Origin of the sequence: Paenibacillus sp. J22TS3 (genome assembly GCF_018403205.1) — a bacterium.
Classification (GTDB): Bacteria; Bacillota; Bacilli; order Paenibacillales; family Paenibacillaceae; genus Fontibacillus; species Fontibacillus tuaregi.
Map to the genome: position 1 here is coordinate 365404 of NZ_BOSF01000005.1, position 16396 is coordinate 381799.

General features: G+C 46.1%; 13 protein-coding genes. 2 read left to right on the plus strand and 11 right to left on the minus strand.

Features of this window, described 5'->3' with window-relative positions; genetic code table 11:
- Window positions 1–13: 13 nt before the first annotated feature.
- The 4 genes from KJS63_RS17830 to KJS63_RS17845 form a co-directional block, all read right to left on the minus strand.
- Entirely contained in the window at window positions 14–1204 is a 1191-nt protein-coding gene (locus tag KJS63_RS17830) for a hypothetical protein (protein ID WP_213620344.1), read from the minus strand.
- Window positions 1201–2658: a sensor histidine kinase gene (locus KJS63_RS17835; RefSeq protein WP_213620345.1), complete on the minus strand. Its 1458-nt coding sequence runs from the start codon at window positions 2656–2658 to the stop codon at window positions 1201–1203. Before KJS63_RS17835 ends, KJS63_RS17830 begins: the two co-directional genes overlap by 4 nt.
- Window positions 2655–3359 carry a response regulator transcription factor gene (locus tag KJS63_RS17840; RefSeq protein WP_213620346.1) on the minus strand — a complete coding sequence of 235 codons (705 nt, stop codon included), beginning with the start codon at window positions 3357–3359 and terminating at the stop codon, window positions 2655–2657. The genes KJS63_RS17835 and KJS63_RS17840 overlap by 4 nt, the downstream gene beginning before the upstream one ends.
- 120 nt (window positions 3360–3479) lie before the next feature.
- Window positions 3480–4916: an N-acetylmuramoyl-L-alanine amidase gene (locus tag KJS63_RS17845; RefSeq protein ID WP_213620347.1), complete on the minus strand. Its 1437-nt coding sequence runs from the start codon at window positions 4914–4916 to the stop codon at window positions 3480–3482.
- 319 nt (window positions 4917–5235) lie between these two features.
- Here KJS63_RS17845 and KJS63_RS17850 point away from each other — a divergent pair, with 319 nt between their 5' ends.
- On the plus strand, window positions 5236–5331 hold the full coding sequence (locus tag KJS63_RS17850) for a YjcZ family sporulation protein (RefSeq protein WP_213620348.1): 96 nt from the start codon (window positions 5236–5238) through the stop codon (window positions 5329–5331).
- 71 nt (window positions 5332–5402) lie between these two features.
- Here the strand turns inward: KJS63_RS17850 and KJS63_RS17855 are convergent, their stop codons facing one another.
- The 3 genes from KJS63_RS17855 to KJS63_RS17865 all read right to left on the minus strand — a co-directional run bounded on the left by KJS63_RS17855 (window position 5403) and on the right by KJS63_RS17865 (window position 8202).
- Entirely contained in the window at window positions 5403–5726 is a 324-nt protein-coding gene (locus tag KJS63_RS17855) for a hypothetical protein (RefSeq protein ID WP_213620349.1), read from the minus strand.
- Window positions 5727–5938: 212 nt separating this feature from the next.
- Window positions 5939–7456 (minus strand): malate:quinone oxidoreductase, encoded by a 1518-nt coding sequence (locus KJS63_RS17860; protein WP_280520833.1) that lies wholly within the window; start codon window positions 7454–7456, stop codon window positions 5939–5941.
- A gap of 209 nt (window positions 7457–7665) precedes the next feature.
- Entirely contained in the window at window positions 7666–8202 is a 537-nt protein-coding gene (locus KJS63_RS17865) for a GNAT family N-acetyltransferase (protein WP_213620351.1), read from the minus strand.
- 222 nt (window positions 8203–8424) lie between these two features.
- On the opposite strand from KJS63_RS17865, the gene KJS63_RS17870 reads away from it, so the two are divergent.
- Complete coding sequence (locus KJS63_RS17870) at window positions 8425–9612, plus strand: hypothetical protein (RefSeq protein ID WP_213620352.1); 1188 nt, start codon at window positions 8425–8427, stop codon at window positions 9610–9612.
- Window positions 9613–9750: 138 nt separating this feature from the next.
- Here KJS63_RS17870 and KJS63_RS17875 read toward each other — a convergent pair whose 3' ends face one another.
- The 4 genes from KJS63_RS17875 to KJS63_RS17890 form a co-directional block, all read right to left on the minus strand.
- Window positions 9751–12615: an S-layer homology domain-containing protein gene (locus KJS63_RS17875; protein WP_213620353.1), complete on the minus strand. Its 2865-nt coding sequence runs from the start codon at window positions 12613–12615 to the stop codon at window positions 9751–9753.
- A 259-nt stretch (window positions 12616–12874) separates the two neighbouring features.
- Window positions 12875–14638, minus strand: coding sequence for a glycoside hydrolase family 2 protein (locus KJS63_RS17880; RefSeq protein ID WP_213620354.1), 1764 nt, complete (start codon window positions 14636–14638; stop codon window positions 12875–12877).
- Window positions 14639–14665: 27 nt separating this feature from the next.
- The gene (locus KJS63_RS17885; protein ID WP_068618277.1) at window positions 14666–15472 is read right to left on the minus strand and encodes a carbohydrate ABC transporter permease; all 807 of its coding nucleotides are present in this window, start codon (window positions 15470–15472) and stop codon (window positions 14666–14668) included.
- A 2-nt stretch (window positions 15473–15474) separates the two neighbouring features.
- Complete coding sequence (locus KJS63_RS17890) at window positions 15475–16353, minus strand: carbohydrate ABC transporter permease (protein WP_213620355.1); 879 nt, start codon at window positions 16351–16353, stop codon at window positions 15475–15477.
- Window positions 16354–16396 lie beyond the last annotated feature (43 nt).

The following is a 16396-nucleotide window of genomic DNA, read 5'->3' on the forward strand; positions in this document are numbered from 1 at the left end:
TGATCCAGACGAACTATTGAAACCTAATGATAAAAGGCTGATTAGGCGAGTCAGGACTTGGAACTGAATTCACGGACTGCTTGGTAGCTGAGTACATTTTTCGTCCTATTACCAGAAGGCTGTTATTTTGCAGGCTCCAATACATTTCTGCCGGAGAGACACCTTGATATACCGATTCTTTGTACAGGACATTGTTTCCTTGAAGCTTTCCTGCAAAGATGGAGACTGAGTCGTTGTCTTTCTGGGAGTAGGCAATATACTTCCTGTCCTGCGATAATTGGAAGCTGAGGACCCTCTCCAGCAGGACGGTAAGAACCTTATTCCGCCGGTCGTATTCATACAGCACTCCCTCGGTTCCGAGAAATACAAACTGATCTTTGTTCAGCCAAGTCATCTGCTCGGAATCCATCTGATGCTCGTATTGGATTTCAACACTCGTACCTTCTATTGTCCCCATCGCAATGCTGGTATTCAGCTCACTCGGACCACAGTTTATCAAAACGCTTTGCCCATCATCCGACATTTTCGCCCCGGAAACGCTGTATGTGAATTGACGGCCCTTAAGGAGATAATATTTAATTTGATCAGCCATGGTGTCATATACGGCTAATTTGATCGGTGAATATTTGATTTCAGGCTTACTAGATCTGCCCGGGACAGTGTCAATGTCTGTTGTAACAAGATAGGAGATGTATCTACTGTTATCCGACCACTCCAGCTTGGTCAAGAGCTGCTCCTCAGGGGGTACTAAGGTAGCTATATTTTTCTCACTTCCGTTAGAAAGCGAAATCAACTTGACTACTAAGCCATCACGCGCTTTTTTAAACCCGATAATATGTTTTCCGTTTGGAGACAACTTTAAATACCCAAGGTCATTGTCCATGCGTTGCATTTTTTCGAGTTGTTTATAAGGAGGCGCAAGCCGCTGCAAGCTGTCCTGCATATCCCTGGTTGTGACAATTCCCTCCTGAAATAGACCGACAACAGATTCCGAATCAATCCAACCGAGTAATTGAGCTGTATCTGTTACCGGGAGACGATAAATAGTTTTAACTTTAAACGGCTTGCTGCCAGAATCGGCAAGATGCTCATCTTCAGTACCCGGAATAACAATTGTCTCTGACTTCGGTCCCCAACTGCATCCAGAGAGGAGGAATACAATAGAAATTAACACCAGCAATATGGCAAGCCGTTTGCGTATCATGATGACTCCTCCTCCTTCTGAAAAGGTAACTCCACGTAAACCTTAAACTGCCCCTCCTGGCTAACCAACCGGATGCTTCCACCATGGTCATCGACAATCGATTTAGCGATGCTCAGACCAAGACCGACACTGCCTTCTTCCATCAACCTACGGCTTGCCGAATGAAACGGCTGAAACAACTTCTCCATCTGGTCAGGTGGTACCGGATCGCCCGGATTAGTGAAAGTAAAGCGCACGAGTCCTGAGTGAAGCTCTGCCTTCGCAGAGGTCACGGATTGCGGCGAGCTATATTTGATCGCATTATCAAGGAGATTAATAAAAAGCTGACGCAGCCGATCCGCTTGTCCGTTCACATACAGATGTTCCTCTACCTCACAGACGATCCGCTTCTTGTAGCGCTTGGCCCGGAAAGACATCGAATCACAAACTTCATGCAAAATTTGGCCCGAATCCACCTTCTCAAACTCGCCAAAATTTGAAGAACTGCGGGATACTTCCAGCAGCTTCAGCACCATAGTGTGCAGCCGTCTACTCTCCTGTACGATATGATTCATACCTTTTTCAAAAAAAACGCGGTCAGCTTCCCCTTTCTGCCGGATTATTTCGGCATAACCTAGAATGGAAGTCAATGGCGTCTTCAGCTCATGCGTCACATTATCGAAGAACCGCTTTTCCTGTTCGTTCAACTCCTTGAGCCGGTCCCGGTCACTCTCAATAGTTGAAATCTGGCGGCTAATCCGATTGATCATATCGTTGAAATTAACGGCTAGACGGCCAATTTCATCTTTCCGGCGGAAATGGATGCGCACATCTAAATTTCCGTTCTTCACCTCAGTGGAAGCCCGGGTCAGCTTGACCAGCGGTACTGTGATATGTCTGGACAGAATATAAGAGAACAGAAATGCCGCGGCAAAGACCGCTAATGCGATATAGAAGATGATCTCCGATATTCTTTTGCTCTGTTCATAGAGTAAGGAAAAGTCTTTCGCAAAACGCAAAATGCCTACCTTCGTTCCATCTATGACAACCGGATAAGAGAATAAAACCGCACCTTGGTCACCATCATAAGTGATGTTGTACGCGGTGCGGCCAGCGATCGCCTGTTTGAGATCGTCGTCCCCCCGCCCGGTGAACTTCAACTTGTCAGAGGAAAACAACAAAACACCATCCACCGTATAAGCACTGACACTGCTTCCGGTGGCATGGTTCAAGTCATTCACCATCTCCTCAGCCATTTGGCCGAAATATAGCTTGTTATTCGTAAAATGATTGATCAGGAAGGCTTGGCGCACATAGACGTTGCTGTTGTTTTTGAGCCCAGTCAAATCCGAAGTAACAATTCTTTGATTACTTGTCCGGATGACTTCCTTAACCGTCTGGTTGAGGACCAGAAATGAAAGGGAAAAGATGAGAAAAAAACCTACAATAAATTTGGCTCTGATTGTCCGAATCATCTTTCTTCCGCCTGTTTCTCGAATTTGTATCCAATTCCAAATACGGTTGTGATCAGGCCACCTGCGTCAAGCTTCTTACGGAGCCGCTGAATATGGGTATCTACTGTCCGGGTATCACCGACGAAATCATACCCCCATACGAAATCAAGCAGTTCTGAGCGGGTAAAGATCTTACCCTTATGCCGCCATAACGTCATGAGGAGATCAAATTCTTTGGGTGTCAATTCAACCAGATTACCGCCTTTCTTCACCAGCCGTTCCTCAGCCACAATTTCGATGTCTTTAAACCGGATGATATTCTCCTTATCGTCCCTCCGCTCATCTGTGTTAGCTTGATCCACTCTGCGGAGAATAGTACGGATTCGCGCGATAACTTCGCGCAAATCGAACGGCTTGGTTATATAGTCGTCTGCACCAAATTCCAACCCGAGAACTTTGTCTGTAATGTCAGACTTGGCGGTAATCATAACAATGGGAATATTATAGTTTGCGGTAACCTTTTTGCATATATCAAGCCCGCTCTGATCCGGAAGCATCCAATCCAGCAGAAGCAGGTCAGGCTTAAATTCCTCCAGCCTGCTTATGCCTTGCGCCCCGCTTGACGCGGTCCAGGTCTCAAAACCTTCCGCCGCTAGTCCGTAAGCAAGCAGATCGGCAATTGGCTCCTCATCCTCAATGATGAGAATTTTCGTCTTCGTCATGAAGTTCTCCGTTCCTTATTCATTATTTAGCCTGTATTCGAGTCGATTTTATCACATAGCAGAAGCAAAAAACATGAATAGTTAAGCGACCGTTCCAGGACTTGAACTCCCATTCCTTCTCTACTGCGACTGCGAATCAGGCAGATGCAGCAGCTGCGGAACCGTAACGAAGGTATACCCTTTTTCTTTAAGCTCAGGAATCATCTGCTGAAGCGCCTCAATCGTGTTGGCCATATGTTTTTTTCCGTTGGCCGAATGCTGCAACACGATGCCACCCGGCCTTAACTGCTTGTGGACCAGGCTCAAAATTTTGTTCGAAGACACCCCCGTCCAATCCAGCGTGTCTACCGTCCATCCGATTACCGCTAAGTTCATTTTGTTGATCGCATTTAATTTATCCTTTGGCAGGGCTCCATAGGGAGCTCGAAACAGAATTGGTCGAACTCCGGCTGCGTCTTCGATCACGTCTTGTGTGTCCTCGATCTCCTTCATGGCTTCATTCATAGGAGTCTTGTCAAAATTAGGATGGGACCAGGAGTGATTGCCGATTGCATGCCCCTCGTCTACGATGCGGCGGATCAGCTCAGGATGGGATTTGGCCCGGTTTCCCAGGATAAAAAAGGTTGCTTTGATCTTGTTTTCTTTTAAGATGTCCAGGATTTTAGGGGTCGCGATGGTATCAGGACCGTCGTCAAACGTAAAGGCTACCTGTTTCCCATCTTTTGCTGAACCGTCGAAATATACTTTATTTTCAATTTTATATTGATTTTGGTTCAGGGCAGGAGGTGTCTGAATCTGCCTTGACTCTTCAGTTTTGGGCGGGATAGAGGAACCGTTTTGCCCAAAATAATTCTTTAACCCATCCACAATCGCTTGAGCCGCCAAATCTTGTCCCTTATTTGACAGCAATATGGCTTCCTCTTCCGGATTGGTAATGTACCCTATCTCTGCCACAACTGCCGGCATCTTTGATAACGACAAGACTTTGAGCTGTTCCATCTTAATCCCGCGGTCCGGAAAACCTAACGCTTTAGACACCTGCTCCTGAATCATCTCTGCCAAGGGGATGCTGTCACTATGGCGATACAAAGTTTCCGTCCCGGAGATCTTTGGATCTTTGTACGTGTTGGCATGGATCGAAATCAGTGCATCCGCATTCCAATCATTGGCAATAGCTGCACGATCCTGCAATTCAACAAACTGATCCTCCGTTCGGGTCATTCGGGGCTCGAACATCGGTTCCTCTTTCAGCAGCTGATATACCCGCTGTGCAAGGGCCAAGTTAAAGATCTTCTCATGGCCCCCGCTGGCTCCAGGCGCTCCCGGATCCTTCCCCCCATGGCCAGCATCAACAACGATCCGGTATTTCGTTTTATTTACAATTTTCGGTGGGGATACGGTCACAGCCGACTCTTTTCTCTCCGCCAGATTAGAGATCAGTTTCCCTGTTAAGGAATCGGTACTCCAAGTCAATTTGAGTCCTAATAAAACAACAAATAGTATAAGCAGAATATAAATGCCTTTGATGGACCTTCTTCGTTTATTGCGACTAATCATAGCTCCTCCTCATGAATGAACGACTTCTGAGAAGAAATATAATCTATGAATGTGACGGTCATTTCACCAAGATGTCACCAAGATGTGTACAATTTAAATTAGTTGAATTATTCGGACGCTCCGCTTCTTCAGAATCACTCGGTCTCTCCACTGAGCGCGGTTAATTCTAAAGTTCATTTTATATAGCAGTTTTGTTCAACGTTTTTTTGCATTTATAAAAAAAATCTTCCTAAAAATCGGGAACTGGTTAAATGACCAATCCATGATCATCCATGAGGCATATAGTGAGTGTAGAAAACGTTAAGGGAGGGAAATAAAAATGAGTGGTAATGTAGGTTACGGAGCATTTTTCACTTCCACAGCGGTGATTTTGGTTCTTTACATCTTGCTGGTAATCGTGCTGAGAACGTTCTAAGTTTACTTCCTCATTGTAAATATCAAAAAGAAACAAGAGCCCCAGGAATTCCTGAGGCTCTTGCTTCTGATTCAGGTGTACAGCAGCGTGATTACAAGCAGTTCATATAGAACAAGTGTCAATATCAGTTCGTCGCTTGGACTCGAGAAAGGACTTCCAAAGAACGCACGATATCCCCCCTGCTTAGACACAGCCAGGTACATTATCCCCTTATCACAATTCACAATCCTTCCCACCAGCACTTGACCATCCATCGTCTCAATTCGAACGATTTGATTCATATGTTGTCTGCAGATATGGTGCACTCTGTCCCGTATGGATCTTAGATTATAGACTACATTTGGATCAGCTTGATACAGCACTTGTTGATGGTACCCTGGCATTTGAATACTCACGTTGCTCCCCCGCTTCCGATATGTCAATTCAACTACAATGTCATCGTATGCAGGTGCCTATCAGTTGGTGTAATTGTTTAGGGTAGTGAAGGATTACATCCAAGTGAATATGGAGCATAAAAAAACCTTTGATCTTTACCTGATCAAAGGCTCTTGACTCGCTAATTAATAACTTGCTATGAAGTAGAGACCACTAATTCTTCATGCTTGGATTAATTAAAGACCGGCTCTTTCTTGATTAAGCCGAGTGACTGCGCTGTAGCATTATGAATTTCCCGGAATAGCTCCGCGTTCTGCGCTAATTGCACGCCATAAGACGGAATCATTTCCTTAATCTTAGGCTTCCATTCATTCATATGCTGCGGGAAGCACTTCTCTAACACCTCAAGCATGACATGAACGGCAGTAGACGCCCCCGGGGAGGCTCCCAGAAGAGCGGCGATCGAGCCATCAGCGGCACTAACAACCTCCGTACCAAACTGAAGCGTTCCTTTCCCGCCTGTCTCTGTATCTTTGATAACCTGCACACGCTGGCCTGCTACTACAATATCCCAATCCTCAAGCTTGGCCGTCGGAATGAACTCGCGCAGTTCCTCTAACCGTTTCTCATTCGAGAGCAGAACCTGCTGGATCAAGTATTTGGTTAGGCCCATTTCTTTTACCCCAGCCGCCAACATGGTGAGCAGATTATTCGGTTTAACAGAACCTATCAAATCAAAATTAGAACCTGTCTTTAAGAACTTGGGTGAAAAACCAGCGAACGGCCCGAACAACAGTGACTTCTTATGATCAATATATCTGGTATCCAAATGCGGTACAGACATCGGAGGAGCTCCCACCTTAGCCTTCCCGTATACCTTGGCGTGGTGCTGAGCTATAACTTCCGGGTTCTTGCACACCATGAACAAACCGCTTACCGGGAATCCCCCGATATGTTTGGATTCGGGAATGCCGGTCTTCTGAAGCAAAGGCAGACTTCCGCCCCCACCACCGATAAAGACGAATTTCGCAGTATGGTACTCGGTTGTGCCGCTTTCGATATTATGCACTTTAACTTGCCATCCGCCCTCGCTGCTGCGCTTAATATTCTTAACACTATGCTTATAGTTTACCTGCACGCCTTTGCTTTGCAGGTGATCAAACAGCATGCGCGTTAAAGCACCAAAGTTAACGTCCGTCCCAGAGTCGATTTTTGTCGCAGCAATAGGTTCATCCGATGTACGGCCTTCCATAATAAGCGGAATCCACTCCGCCAGTTTATCTGGATCGTTGGAATATTCCATTCCTTGAAACAGCGGATTGTTTGATAGCGCTTCAAATCTTTTCTTTAGAAATGCCACATTCTTGTCCCCTTGAACCAGGCTCATGTGAGGGATCGGCATAATAAAGTCCTGCGGGTTACGGATCAGGTTGCTGTTCACAAGATAAGCCCAGAACTGTCTTGAAATCTGGAACTGTTCATTAATTTTTATAGCTTTGCTAATATCTATGGATCCATCAGGTTTTTCGGTTGTATAGTTAAGCTCGCACAGTGCAGCATGCCCCGTACCCGCATTATTCCATTCGTTAGAGCTCTCTTCCCCGGCGCATGCAAGCTTCTCAAATACTTTGATTTCCCATTCCGGTACCAGCTCTTTCAATAATGCTCCCAAAGTTGCGCTCATGGCTCCGGCCCCAATTAAGATAACGTCTGTTTGTTTCTGTAAATTGCTCATGACAACCTTCCTTATCCCTGTATTTGCAAAAAAAGAGATGACGCTCCTGCCCGGGTGTAATAACAAGCAAGCCGCCACTTAGGACACATCTTGTCTATCTGAATGGTAACCTTACATAGTCTATTATAATTATTAATGGATTAAAATATCTACTACTATCTAATAATTATAAACGATTTAGCACGGGTAGAAAAAGTGCGAAAATCGTCTAAATAAGGATATTTTTAATTTTGACATTCTTGGAGCAATGCATAAACATCCGTATCATAGGCTATGCCAGCTTGATACATATAGTTCCTAAGAACCCCTTCTTTTTGGAAGCCCATTTTTGTCAGCAAAGTACTGGAGGCCGTGTTGTCGGGGAACACAACAGCACCAATGCGGGTCAGACCCATAGAATCAAAACCATACGTTATAATTCTGGACACCGCCTCAGAAGCATAACCATGTCTCCAGTAGTCCGGATGAATTTCATAACCTATTTCGGCCCGCTTATGTTTGGTAGACCAAGCATTAAATCCAATGGTGCCGATGATTCCCTTGGCTTCCTTCCTCTCAATCCCCCATCGTATCCCTCTTTTTTCTTTATAATTATTCGCAAAAAATTCCACCAAGTCTTCGGCCTGCTTCATATTCCGCAAAGTGTCCTGGCCATAAAAACGCGTTACCTGTTCATTGGAGAAACAAGAGAAGATGTCCTTTGCATCGTCCTTAGTCAACTCTCTTAGGATTAATCTCTTAGTTTCTAATAGCGGAAACATATAAATCAACTCCTCCGTGCATTCAGGAATTTATTAACTTTGTTATAAATCGCAAAATTCAATTGACAAATCTGTTATTAATTACTAGAATGACTTATACAAGGTAAATATTTACATATATTTCTAAAATATCCCTGTTTTGCTATGAATAGCTGGCCAGCTTTCATATAACCTCATGAAATGCAGACAACTAACATTACATGAATGGGAGGCTTGTTTTATATGTTTAATAAAACCAAGATTCTCTTATCGTCACTGCTAGTTATGAGTATTGCGCCGCTTTATAGTGCTCATGCTGAAGCGCCCAAGAACGATAAGTTCAGTGCCTATATCCAAGAAGCAATCCAGGACGAGTTGGCACTGCATAACGTGCCTTTGGGTCTTAGACAATCGTTAAATGCCAACGGCTTGACAGCTTCATTGGATAGCATTCAGGATCCTGCCCTTAAGGACAATATCGAAAAGCTGCAGAATGCGGAAGTGACTATTGTCAATTTCGATAGTGATGGAGCATTCGTCTCTGCAGAGAACTCCGAACGTGGAGACATAACCAAGGATTTTGTTTTTGAAGAGAAGAAAGATACTGACGGGTCTTCTGAAAGAAATTCGTTATTCACATCTAACCATGACGTCTCCATTCAAGCCACCCCTAATCTTCCGGGCGGAGGAATACATCTTCAGAATAATGTATCAGGGGATGGAGCGTTTCACCGTTTGACTACCCCAGCAAGCTCAGCCAGCAAAAGCTATACGGGAGCAGTCGCAGATGATATCACTTTCCCTGCCTATGATATTGCAACAGCAAATAAATACGGTGAGGCAGGATATCTCTATACTGGGTTTGACGGTGTTGGTGGAGGCTATGCAGAGGTAGGCTTTGGTACAGCTTCATCCTCAGTTGGTCAATATCCAACCGCATGGTTCCCATTATTCCACGGAACCCCTTCAACAGGTGCCACGAAAGAGAAAGGTCCTGGAAGCAGTGACATTGGCTATTGGTATGACACAAGCAAACCATATACCGCAGGCCAGACGGTTTCTGGATATAAGGTATACTACAAGACCAACGAGCCTTATCTTAAGCTTCGTTATCTGATTGGCAACAGCGAACTATATGTCGTGAATTATCCGAATGTTAAGAATCTGGACGGGATGAAAGTAAAACGTCTGACAACGATTGGTCAACCCAAACAAACCCCGCAGACGACACCTTTCCACGTAGGCTGGAGCACACCTGCGAAATGGGGTAATTACAGATTTTTGACCAATAACGGCACAAGCACAGCATATCCAGGTGAACTTGCTGGCCTCTCCGATCAGACTTGTCTGCATGGGGGCAAGATTTATTTCTTAAAAAATGTCATTTCATCTACTGACCGTGATGAATCTTACTGGATTTATCTCCCATAACTTGATTTCCCGCTTCGGTTAAGAAGCCGCCTTCGGCATACAACCCCATCGGTCCATCTTTAAGATGAACTTATGGGGTTGGCCGGAGGCTTATTTGTATAAAAAACCTGAGTTCTGTTGAGTCGGCTTACTCCTGAATTAGGACTGAAGCAAGCCCTTGATAACGGGATCTTGTTTCAACATACGAATGATCACCGTGATGGCTTCGGCCCGAGTGAGGCGGCCATTTGGCAGAAAGCGGTTACCGCTCACCCCTTGAATTAATCCAGCAGCTGCGGCACCTTCAATATTTTTGCTGTCCCAATACTCAGGGGCTACGTCAATGAACCTGTTCCCAAGTGCTGATTTGTCATCCGTAAGGGTTACAATCTTTGACAGTATCGAAACCATCTCAGCCCGGTTGATCTGCTCATCCGCGCGGAACTTTTCATCGGGATAGCTACTCAGGATACCCTTTGAAGCAAGAACCTCAATAAACTCCCGCGCCCATGAGCTCTTAATATCCGGATAAGTGCTCGTTCCACTTCCTTGCTCCAGAGCAAATGCTTTGACAACAAGCGCGCTGATCTCGGCTCTGGTAACCGGCGCATCCGGCTTAAAGGTTCCATTACCATAGCCGTTTACTATGCCAAGCCTGGAGGCTAGCGCAATATCATTGTAAGCCCAGTGCGATGCTGTATCCTTGAAACCGGTAGACTTCCCGGACTCCAAGGCTTTTTGAACAGCAGCCTTCAGACGGTCCAGATCAACCAAATTGCTGAAAGCAGAAGGCTTCTTCGAAGGCGGGACTACCGGGTCCGGTGCAGCCGGCGGCTTCACAGGAATTGAGTTATCCGAAGATGATGAAGACGGCACAGGATTCGGATTTGTGCCCGGATTTGTGCCCGGATTTGTGCCCGGATTTGTGCCCGGGTTCGGATTTTCGACGATTGGTTTAGGAGTTACCGTAAGGTTAATTCCTACAGATTGAGTCCCGTACACTGCGGTAATGACCGTAGTCCCTGCTTTAAGACCCGTTATAGTCCCGTTTGAAATACTGGCCAATTCCGGGGACTGAACAGTCCACTTCACCTTGGAGGTCACATCCGCTGCCGGTCCTTCCGAATAAAGAGCGGAAATCGCGACTGAGGCGGTCTGACCTGCTTGAACATTAACAGTTTGCGGTTTCGCGGTTATGCTCTTAAGCGCCTTGATTGTAACGTTCTTCGATACGCTGCCACTATCAGCGACCCCGTCACTGACGTAAAAGCTGATTGTGCGGGCTGCCGTTTTCGGAGCGTCTGCCTTATTGGTATAAACAACTGAACGTAAAGCGCTCTGCCACTGGGCTAATGTGGCTGATGTATCCGGTGAGGTTAAGGTTAATACACCAGTGCCTTGGTCGTAAGTGCCCGAAATATTCCCCATTGTCACTCCGTCATTGGTAAATGCAAGTCCATCTTCACCGGAATGAAAATTGCCTGTGATAGTGACAACTCCGCTTTTCAGAACCGGGCTGTCCGGATCTGCGACTGTTAATCCAGGGTCAACCGCGACAGGAATTGAAGCTGTATCATCCTCAGCTGTAAATGTGGTAGAGCCACCGCTTGCTGCCACGCTGGGAGCTTGGTTTACCGTGCCCAAGGTTACGTCTACGGTCTTCGTTGCACCGTTACTGCTATTCGTACCATCACTTACGCTGAAACTGATTGTACGGGTTGACGTATTCGGGGTGATCGACGTATTGGTATAAGTAACCGCCCGCAAGGCGTTTTGCCATTGAGCCACGGTCGCACTCGCACCTGAAGAGGTGAGTGTCAGCGTGCCGGTGGCCACATTATAGCTGGCCATAATGTTTCCGTACTTGGCCATACTATTATTAATGAAAACTAATTCATCTTCTGTGGAATTCAAGTTACTCGTAATGCCTACCGTTGCACTGGACAAGGTTGTATTGTCCGGATCTGTTACCGTCAGACCGCTGTCGATAGTGACTGGAGTCGCGGCTGGGCCAGCTGTAAAAGTCGCTGGACCACCACTCGTGGTCACGATAGGCTTCTGATTTGCCGTACCCAAATTAACGGTAACTGACTTCGTCGCACTGCTGCTGTCCACGCCATCACTTACGGTAAAACTAATCGTACGGTTTGACATATTCGGGGTGAGCAACGTATTGCTATACGTTACAGAGCGCAAAGCCCTCTGCCATTGGGACAAGGTAGCTGTTGCACCTGAAGAGGTTAATGTCAGTACGCCAGTGCTGCTATTATAGCTTCCTACTATATTCCCCATGGTTGACCCGTCATTGCCAAAACCCAAAACATCTTGTCCTGAATGAAAATTACCCGTAATGCCTGCCGTTGCACTGGACAAGGTTGTATTGTCCGGATCTGTTACCGTCAGATCGCTGTCGATAGTGACTGGAGTCGCGAATGGACCAGCTGTAAAAGCCGTTGGGCCACCGCTCGTGGTCACGATTGGCGTCTGATTCACAGCAGTCACAGTAACTGCTCTCGCTGCACTGTTGCTGTTATTCGTGCCATCATTTGCGCTGAAACTAATCGTACGAGTTGAAGTATTTGGCGTAATGGCCGCATTGGTATACGCTACAGAGCGCAAAGCGCTTTGCCACTCGGACAAGGTAGCTGTAGCACCTATAGATGTCAATGTCAGCACGCCAGTACCGCTATTATAGCTTCCTACTATATTCCCCATTGTTGCCCCGTTATTAATGAAACGCAGAACATCTTCCCCTGATTGAAAATTCCCCGTGATGGCGACCGTTGCGCTTTCAAGTGTAATACTGTCTGGATCTGTAATCGTCAAGCTGGAGTCAATAGTGACGGGGACCGGGCTCGTGTTATTGCCAGCCGTGAAGGCAGCCGATCCAATGGCTGTAATCACTGTAGGACTTTGAGTAGAACCGGCTGCTAAGGCTGTTGACGTATCGAAGCTCCCCATTCCGGCTTGTAGGGTCAGTGTGACCCCAACAATGAATGATGTTCTTTTCAGTATGTATTTCATCCCAAATTCCTCCTTCAATCTACCTCCACTTAGTATAGTCTATTAAATCCTATAGAGGCTACCAAGACTTAAGTGATAGTGGTTCCATTATGAGTCCATATTCAACTAGCTATATTCAACTTCCCAGCTAGATTCAAATGCCGACTCTTTGAAAATTGCTGAGCAAGGTTAAGCAATCATCTGTACCTTAGTACTGTCTTCCTAATAACAAAAAACGTCAAGCCCTTCATAATCAAGGATCTTGACGTTCTGTTTATTTTTAAGGCTGCTGGCCTTCATTAATTTTCCGGATGATTTCAAGGGGAATCTTCGGTTTGCGGTCATAAGTAAGAAGTCCGTTAATCTCCTGCTCCACATCTGTCAGTTGGGTATAACAGATCCCTTGCAGCACGGGCGAGCTTAGGGCTGGAAGCACAACATCCGCCAGGCGTTTAATAAAGTCTTCATCACTTGAAGCTCCGGAGTAGCCCCATCCTTCCTGAAGACTGCCCTTCTTGAACGATATTCCCCCGAACTCGGTGAGCAGAATCGGCTGGCCTTCATAAGGGAAACCAGGAACCAGAATCCAGCGATTGCCGGGGCGTGCGGAAAGAGTCTTGTCTACAGAAGAATAACGATCCTCCAGTACATCCCGCCGCCATTCATAATCGTGTATCGTAACCAGGTCCGTCTTGACAAGTTCCCAGCCATCATTAGATATTACAAGGCGGGTGGTATCCAGCGATTTAGTTGTATGGTAAAGGGCAAGCGCATGCTGCTGCTGTGCTTTATCAATCAAAATATCAGTGACACCCCAGCTCTCATTAAGCGGGACCCACGCCACAATACTAGGGTGGTTGTAATCACGTTCTATAACCTGTATCCACTCCCGTGTAATCTGACCAGCATAATTCTCTGTAAATTTATAAGCATTGGCCATTTCTCCCCAAACCAACAGTCCCAGCTTATCGGCCCAATATAGATACCTTGGATCCTCAATTTTCTGATGCTTGCGCGCGCCATTAAAGCCCATTTCCTTAGTCAGCTCAACATCCCTGCGAAGATCCTCATCTGAAGGAGCGGTCAATATCCCCTCAGGGAAATACCCCTGGTCAAGGACTAGCTTCATATAATAAGGCCGGTTATTAAGCAGCACAACGCCGTCCTCAACCGAAATTTTGCGCATGCCGAAATAGCTTGAGGCGGTATCTACAGCCTGACCGTTAACAAGCAAAGTAAGTTCAATGTCATACAGATTTGGCTTTTCCGGTGACCACCAGCGGCCAAGGTGATGATCATTGAAATCCTGCAGCCTAATTCTGCGGAACTCGCTGCTGCTGGATACAGAGAAAATATCTTCAGACACAAGCTCACCGGCAAACCGAATCACGGATTTCAGCTGAATCTTCCCTTCAGATAACGGACCTTGAATAAAAGCTTGTAAGGCGATCTCATTGGTATCAATATCTGGCGTAAGCCGGATACGCTTCAGATGAGTCTCACTTACGGGTTCCAGCCATACCGTCTGCCATATCCCTGTGGTACGTGTATAGAATATGCCCATGGACTCCTCTTCCCAATACTGCTTGCCACGCGGGAGCGTAAAGTCCTGGCTGTAATCTACTGCCTTCACAATAATGATATTATCCCCCTCCAGGAGGACATCCGTAATATCCGCATGAAATGGCGTGTGACCGCCCTCATGGACCGCAACCAGGCATCCGTTCACCCATACTTTGGCCTCATAATCCACGGCCCCGAAATGCAGAATCAGTCGTCTTCCCGCATATTCTTCTGGTATCGAGAAGTTCTTGCGGTACCAGACAATGTCATGAAACGAGGTGTCTCCTATGCCGCTTAACTGGCTCTGATAGCAGAAGGGGACTTGAATTTGCCGGGAGAAATCATGACCTCCTCGATACCAGCCTTCCTTCTCCCCCACGGAATCATCATCAAATTCAAAATCCCACTCCCCATTCAAGTTCATCCATTCTTTACGAACAAATTGTGGGCGTGGATACTCGTTACGCTTTGTTACTGTCATTCTTCTCTACTCCTTTATATATACCACTCATCCTTTAATGCCGGACAAGCTGATACCCTTAATAATTTGACGCTCGAAGATGAGGAACAAGATAATAATTGGAATGGAGGATAGCGTGTTGATTACCATAGGCTTTACATAATCTTCTGAATACTGACTCATCAAGGTCGGAATTCCCATCGGCAGTGTGAAGAACTTATCGTTCGTGATGGATAGAAATGGCCACAGGAAATTGTTCCACGAGCCAATAAAGGTCAGAATAGCCATAGATGCCAGTGCTGGACGGGTAAGCGGAAGCATAATGGTCAGGAAGATCCGCCAGGTCCCTCCCCCGTCAATTTGCACGCTTTCAATCAAATCGTTCGGAATTCCATCGAAAAAGCTTTTAAGTACAATAACAGCCATCGGAGAGGCCAACACGGTGAAAATCAGTCCCTGATACGAATTCAGCAAATGCATGTCTTTGGCAACCTGATACAGTGGAATAATAATGCCCTCACCTGGAATTAACAGACCGGCAAGTATGACAAAGAACATGACGGATCTGAAGCGGAACCTGATCTTAGACATCGCATAACCTGCCATTGCAGCGATTAGTACAGTTAAGATTGTAACAACTCCCGCTACAAAAAAGCTGTTCCATACCCATTGCAGCAGTTTGGTTCCACCGATGATTTGGGAATAAACCGCGAAGGAATACGGAGGAGTGAACCAATCAACCGTACCCGACACCTTCATCCCCTCCTCCTTAACAGAGACCACAATCATCCAGACTAACGGAATAAGGAACACGAAGGCAGCGGCCAGTGAAATTATTCGATATACCCATTTCATCCTTAGACTGCCTCCTTCCGATTGCTAATTACATATTGAATAATCGAGAGAACGAGCAGGATCGCAAACAGCATGTATGACATCGTTGCCGCATAACCGAGATCATTCTTACGGAAGCCGGTCTGATAGATATACTGGATAATCGGTCTTGTCGAATCCAGTGGACCGCCGCCTGTAATGATGTATATTTGCAGGAACACCTTGTAGGAAGCAATAATCTGCAGCATCAGTATGGTGCGGGTGATCGGATTCAGCATAGGTAGGGTGATTCTCCAAAACATCTGACCCCGGGTTGCCCCATCTAGTGAAGCCGCTTCGTACATATCGTCCGGGATTTCTTGCATAGCAGATAAATACAGGATGAAATTAAAGCCAACCGTCCACCAGAGCGTTAGTGCAGCGATAGCAATCCAGGCAAGAGAAGGCTCAGTCAACCAGAACACTTCTTTGCCTTCCGGCATCCCCAGTGCGTGAAGAAATCCGTTAATGAATCCCGTATACGGCTGGAACATGAACAGTCCTAGATAGGATGCCACGGAGACCGACAAGATGCTTGGGAGAAAAAAGGCGCTGCGATACAGCTTCTGCAGCCGGGATTTCCGGTTAGCTATCAGTGCCAGCCCAATAGCCAAAGCGATCATCGTTGGTGTTGTCAAAAATACAAATATGGTTGAATGCCAGACGGCTGCCCAGAATTGGTCGTCTTGAAACATTCGCTTAAAGTTGTCAAAACCGACATATTTCAGCTTTTTGATCAAGGTCCACTTGTAAAAGCTCATTTCAACACCTTTGATCATGGGCCATATCGTAAAGAGTATATATACAATAAGAAAAGGCAGCAGAAACAGGAGCGCCTGCATATCTATCCGAAGTTTTTTCATGCCTACTTCACCTCGTTTCGTGCTTCAGGCCGGCTTGGAGCAG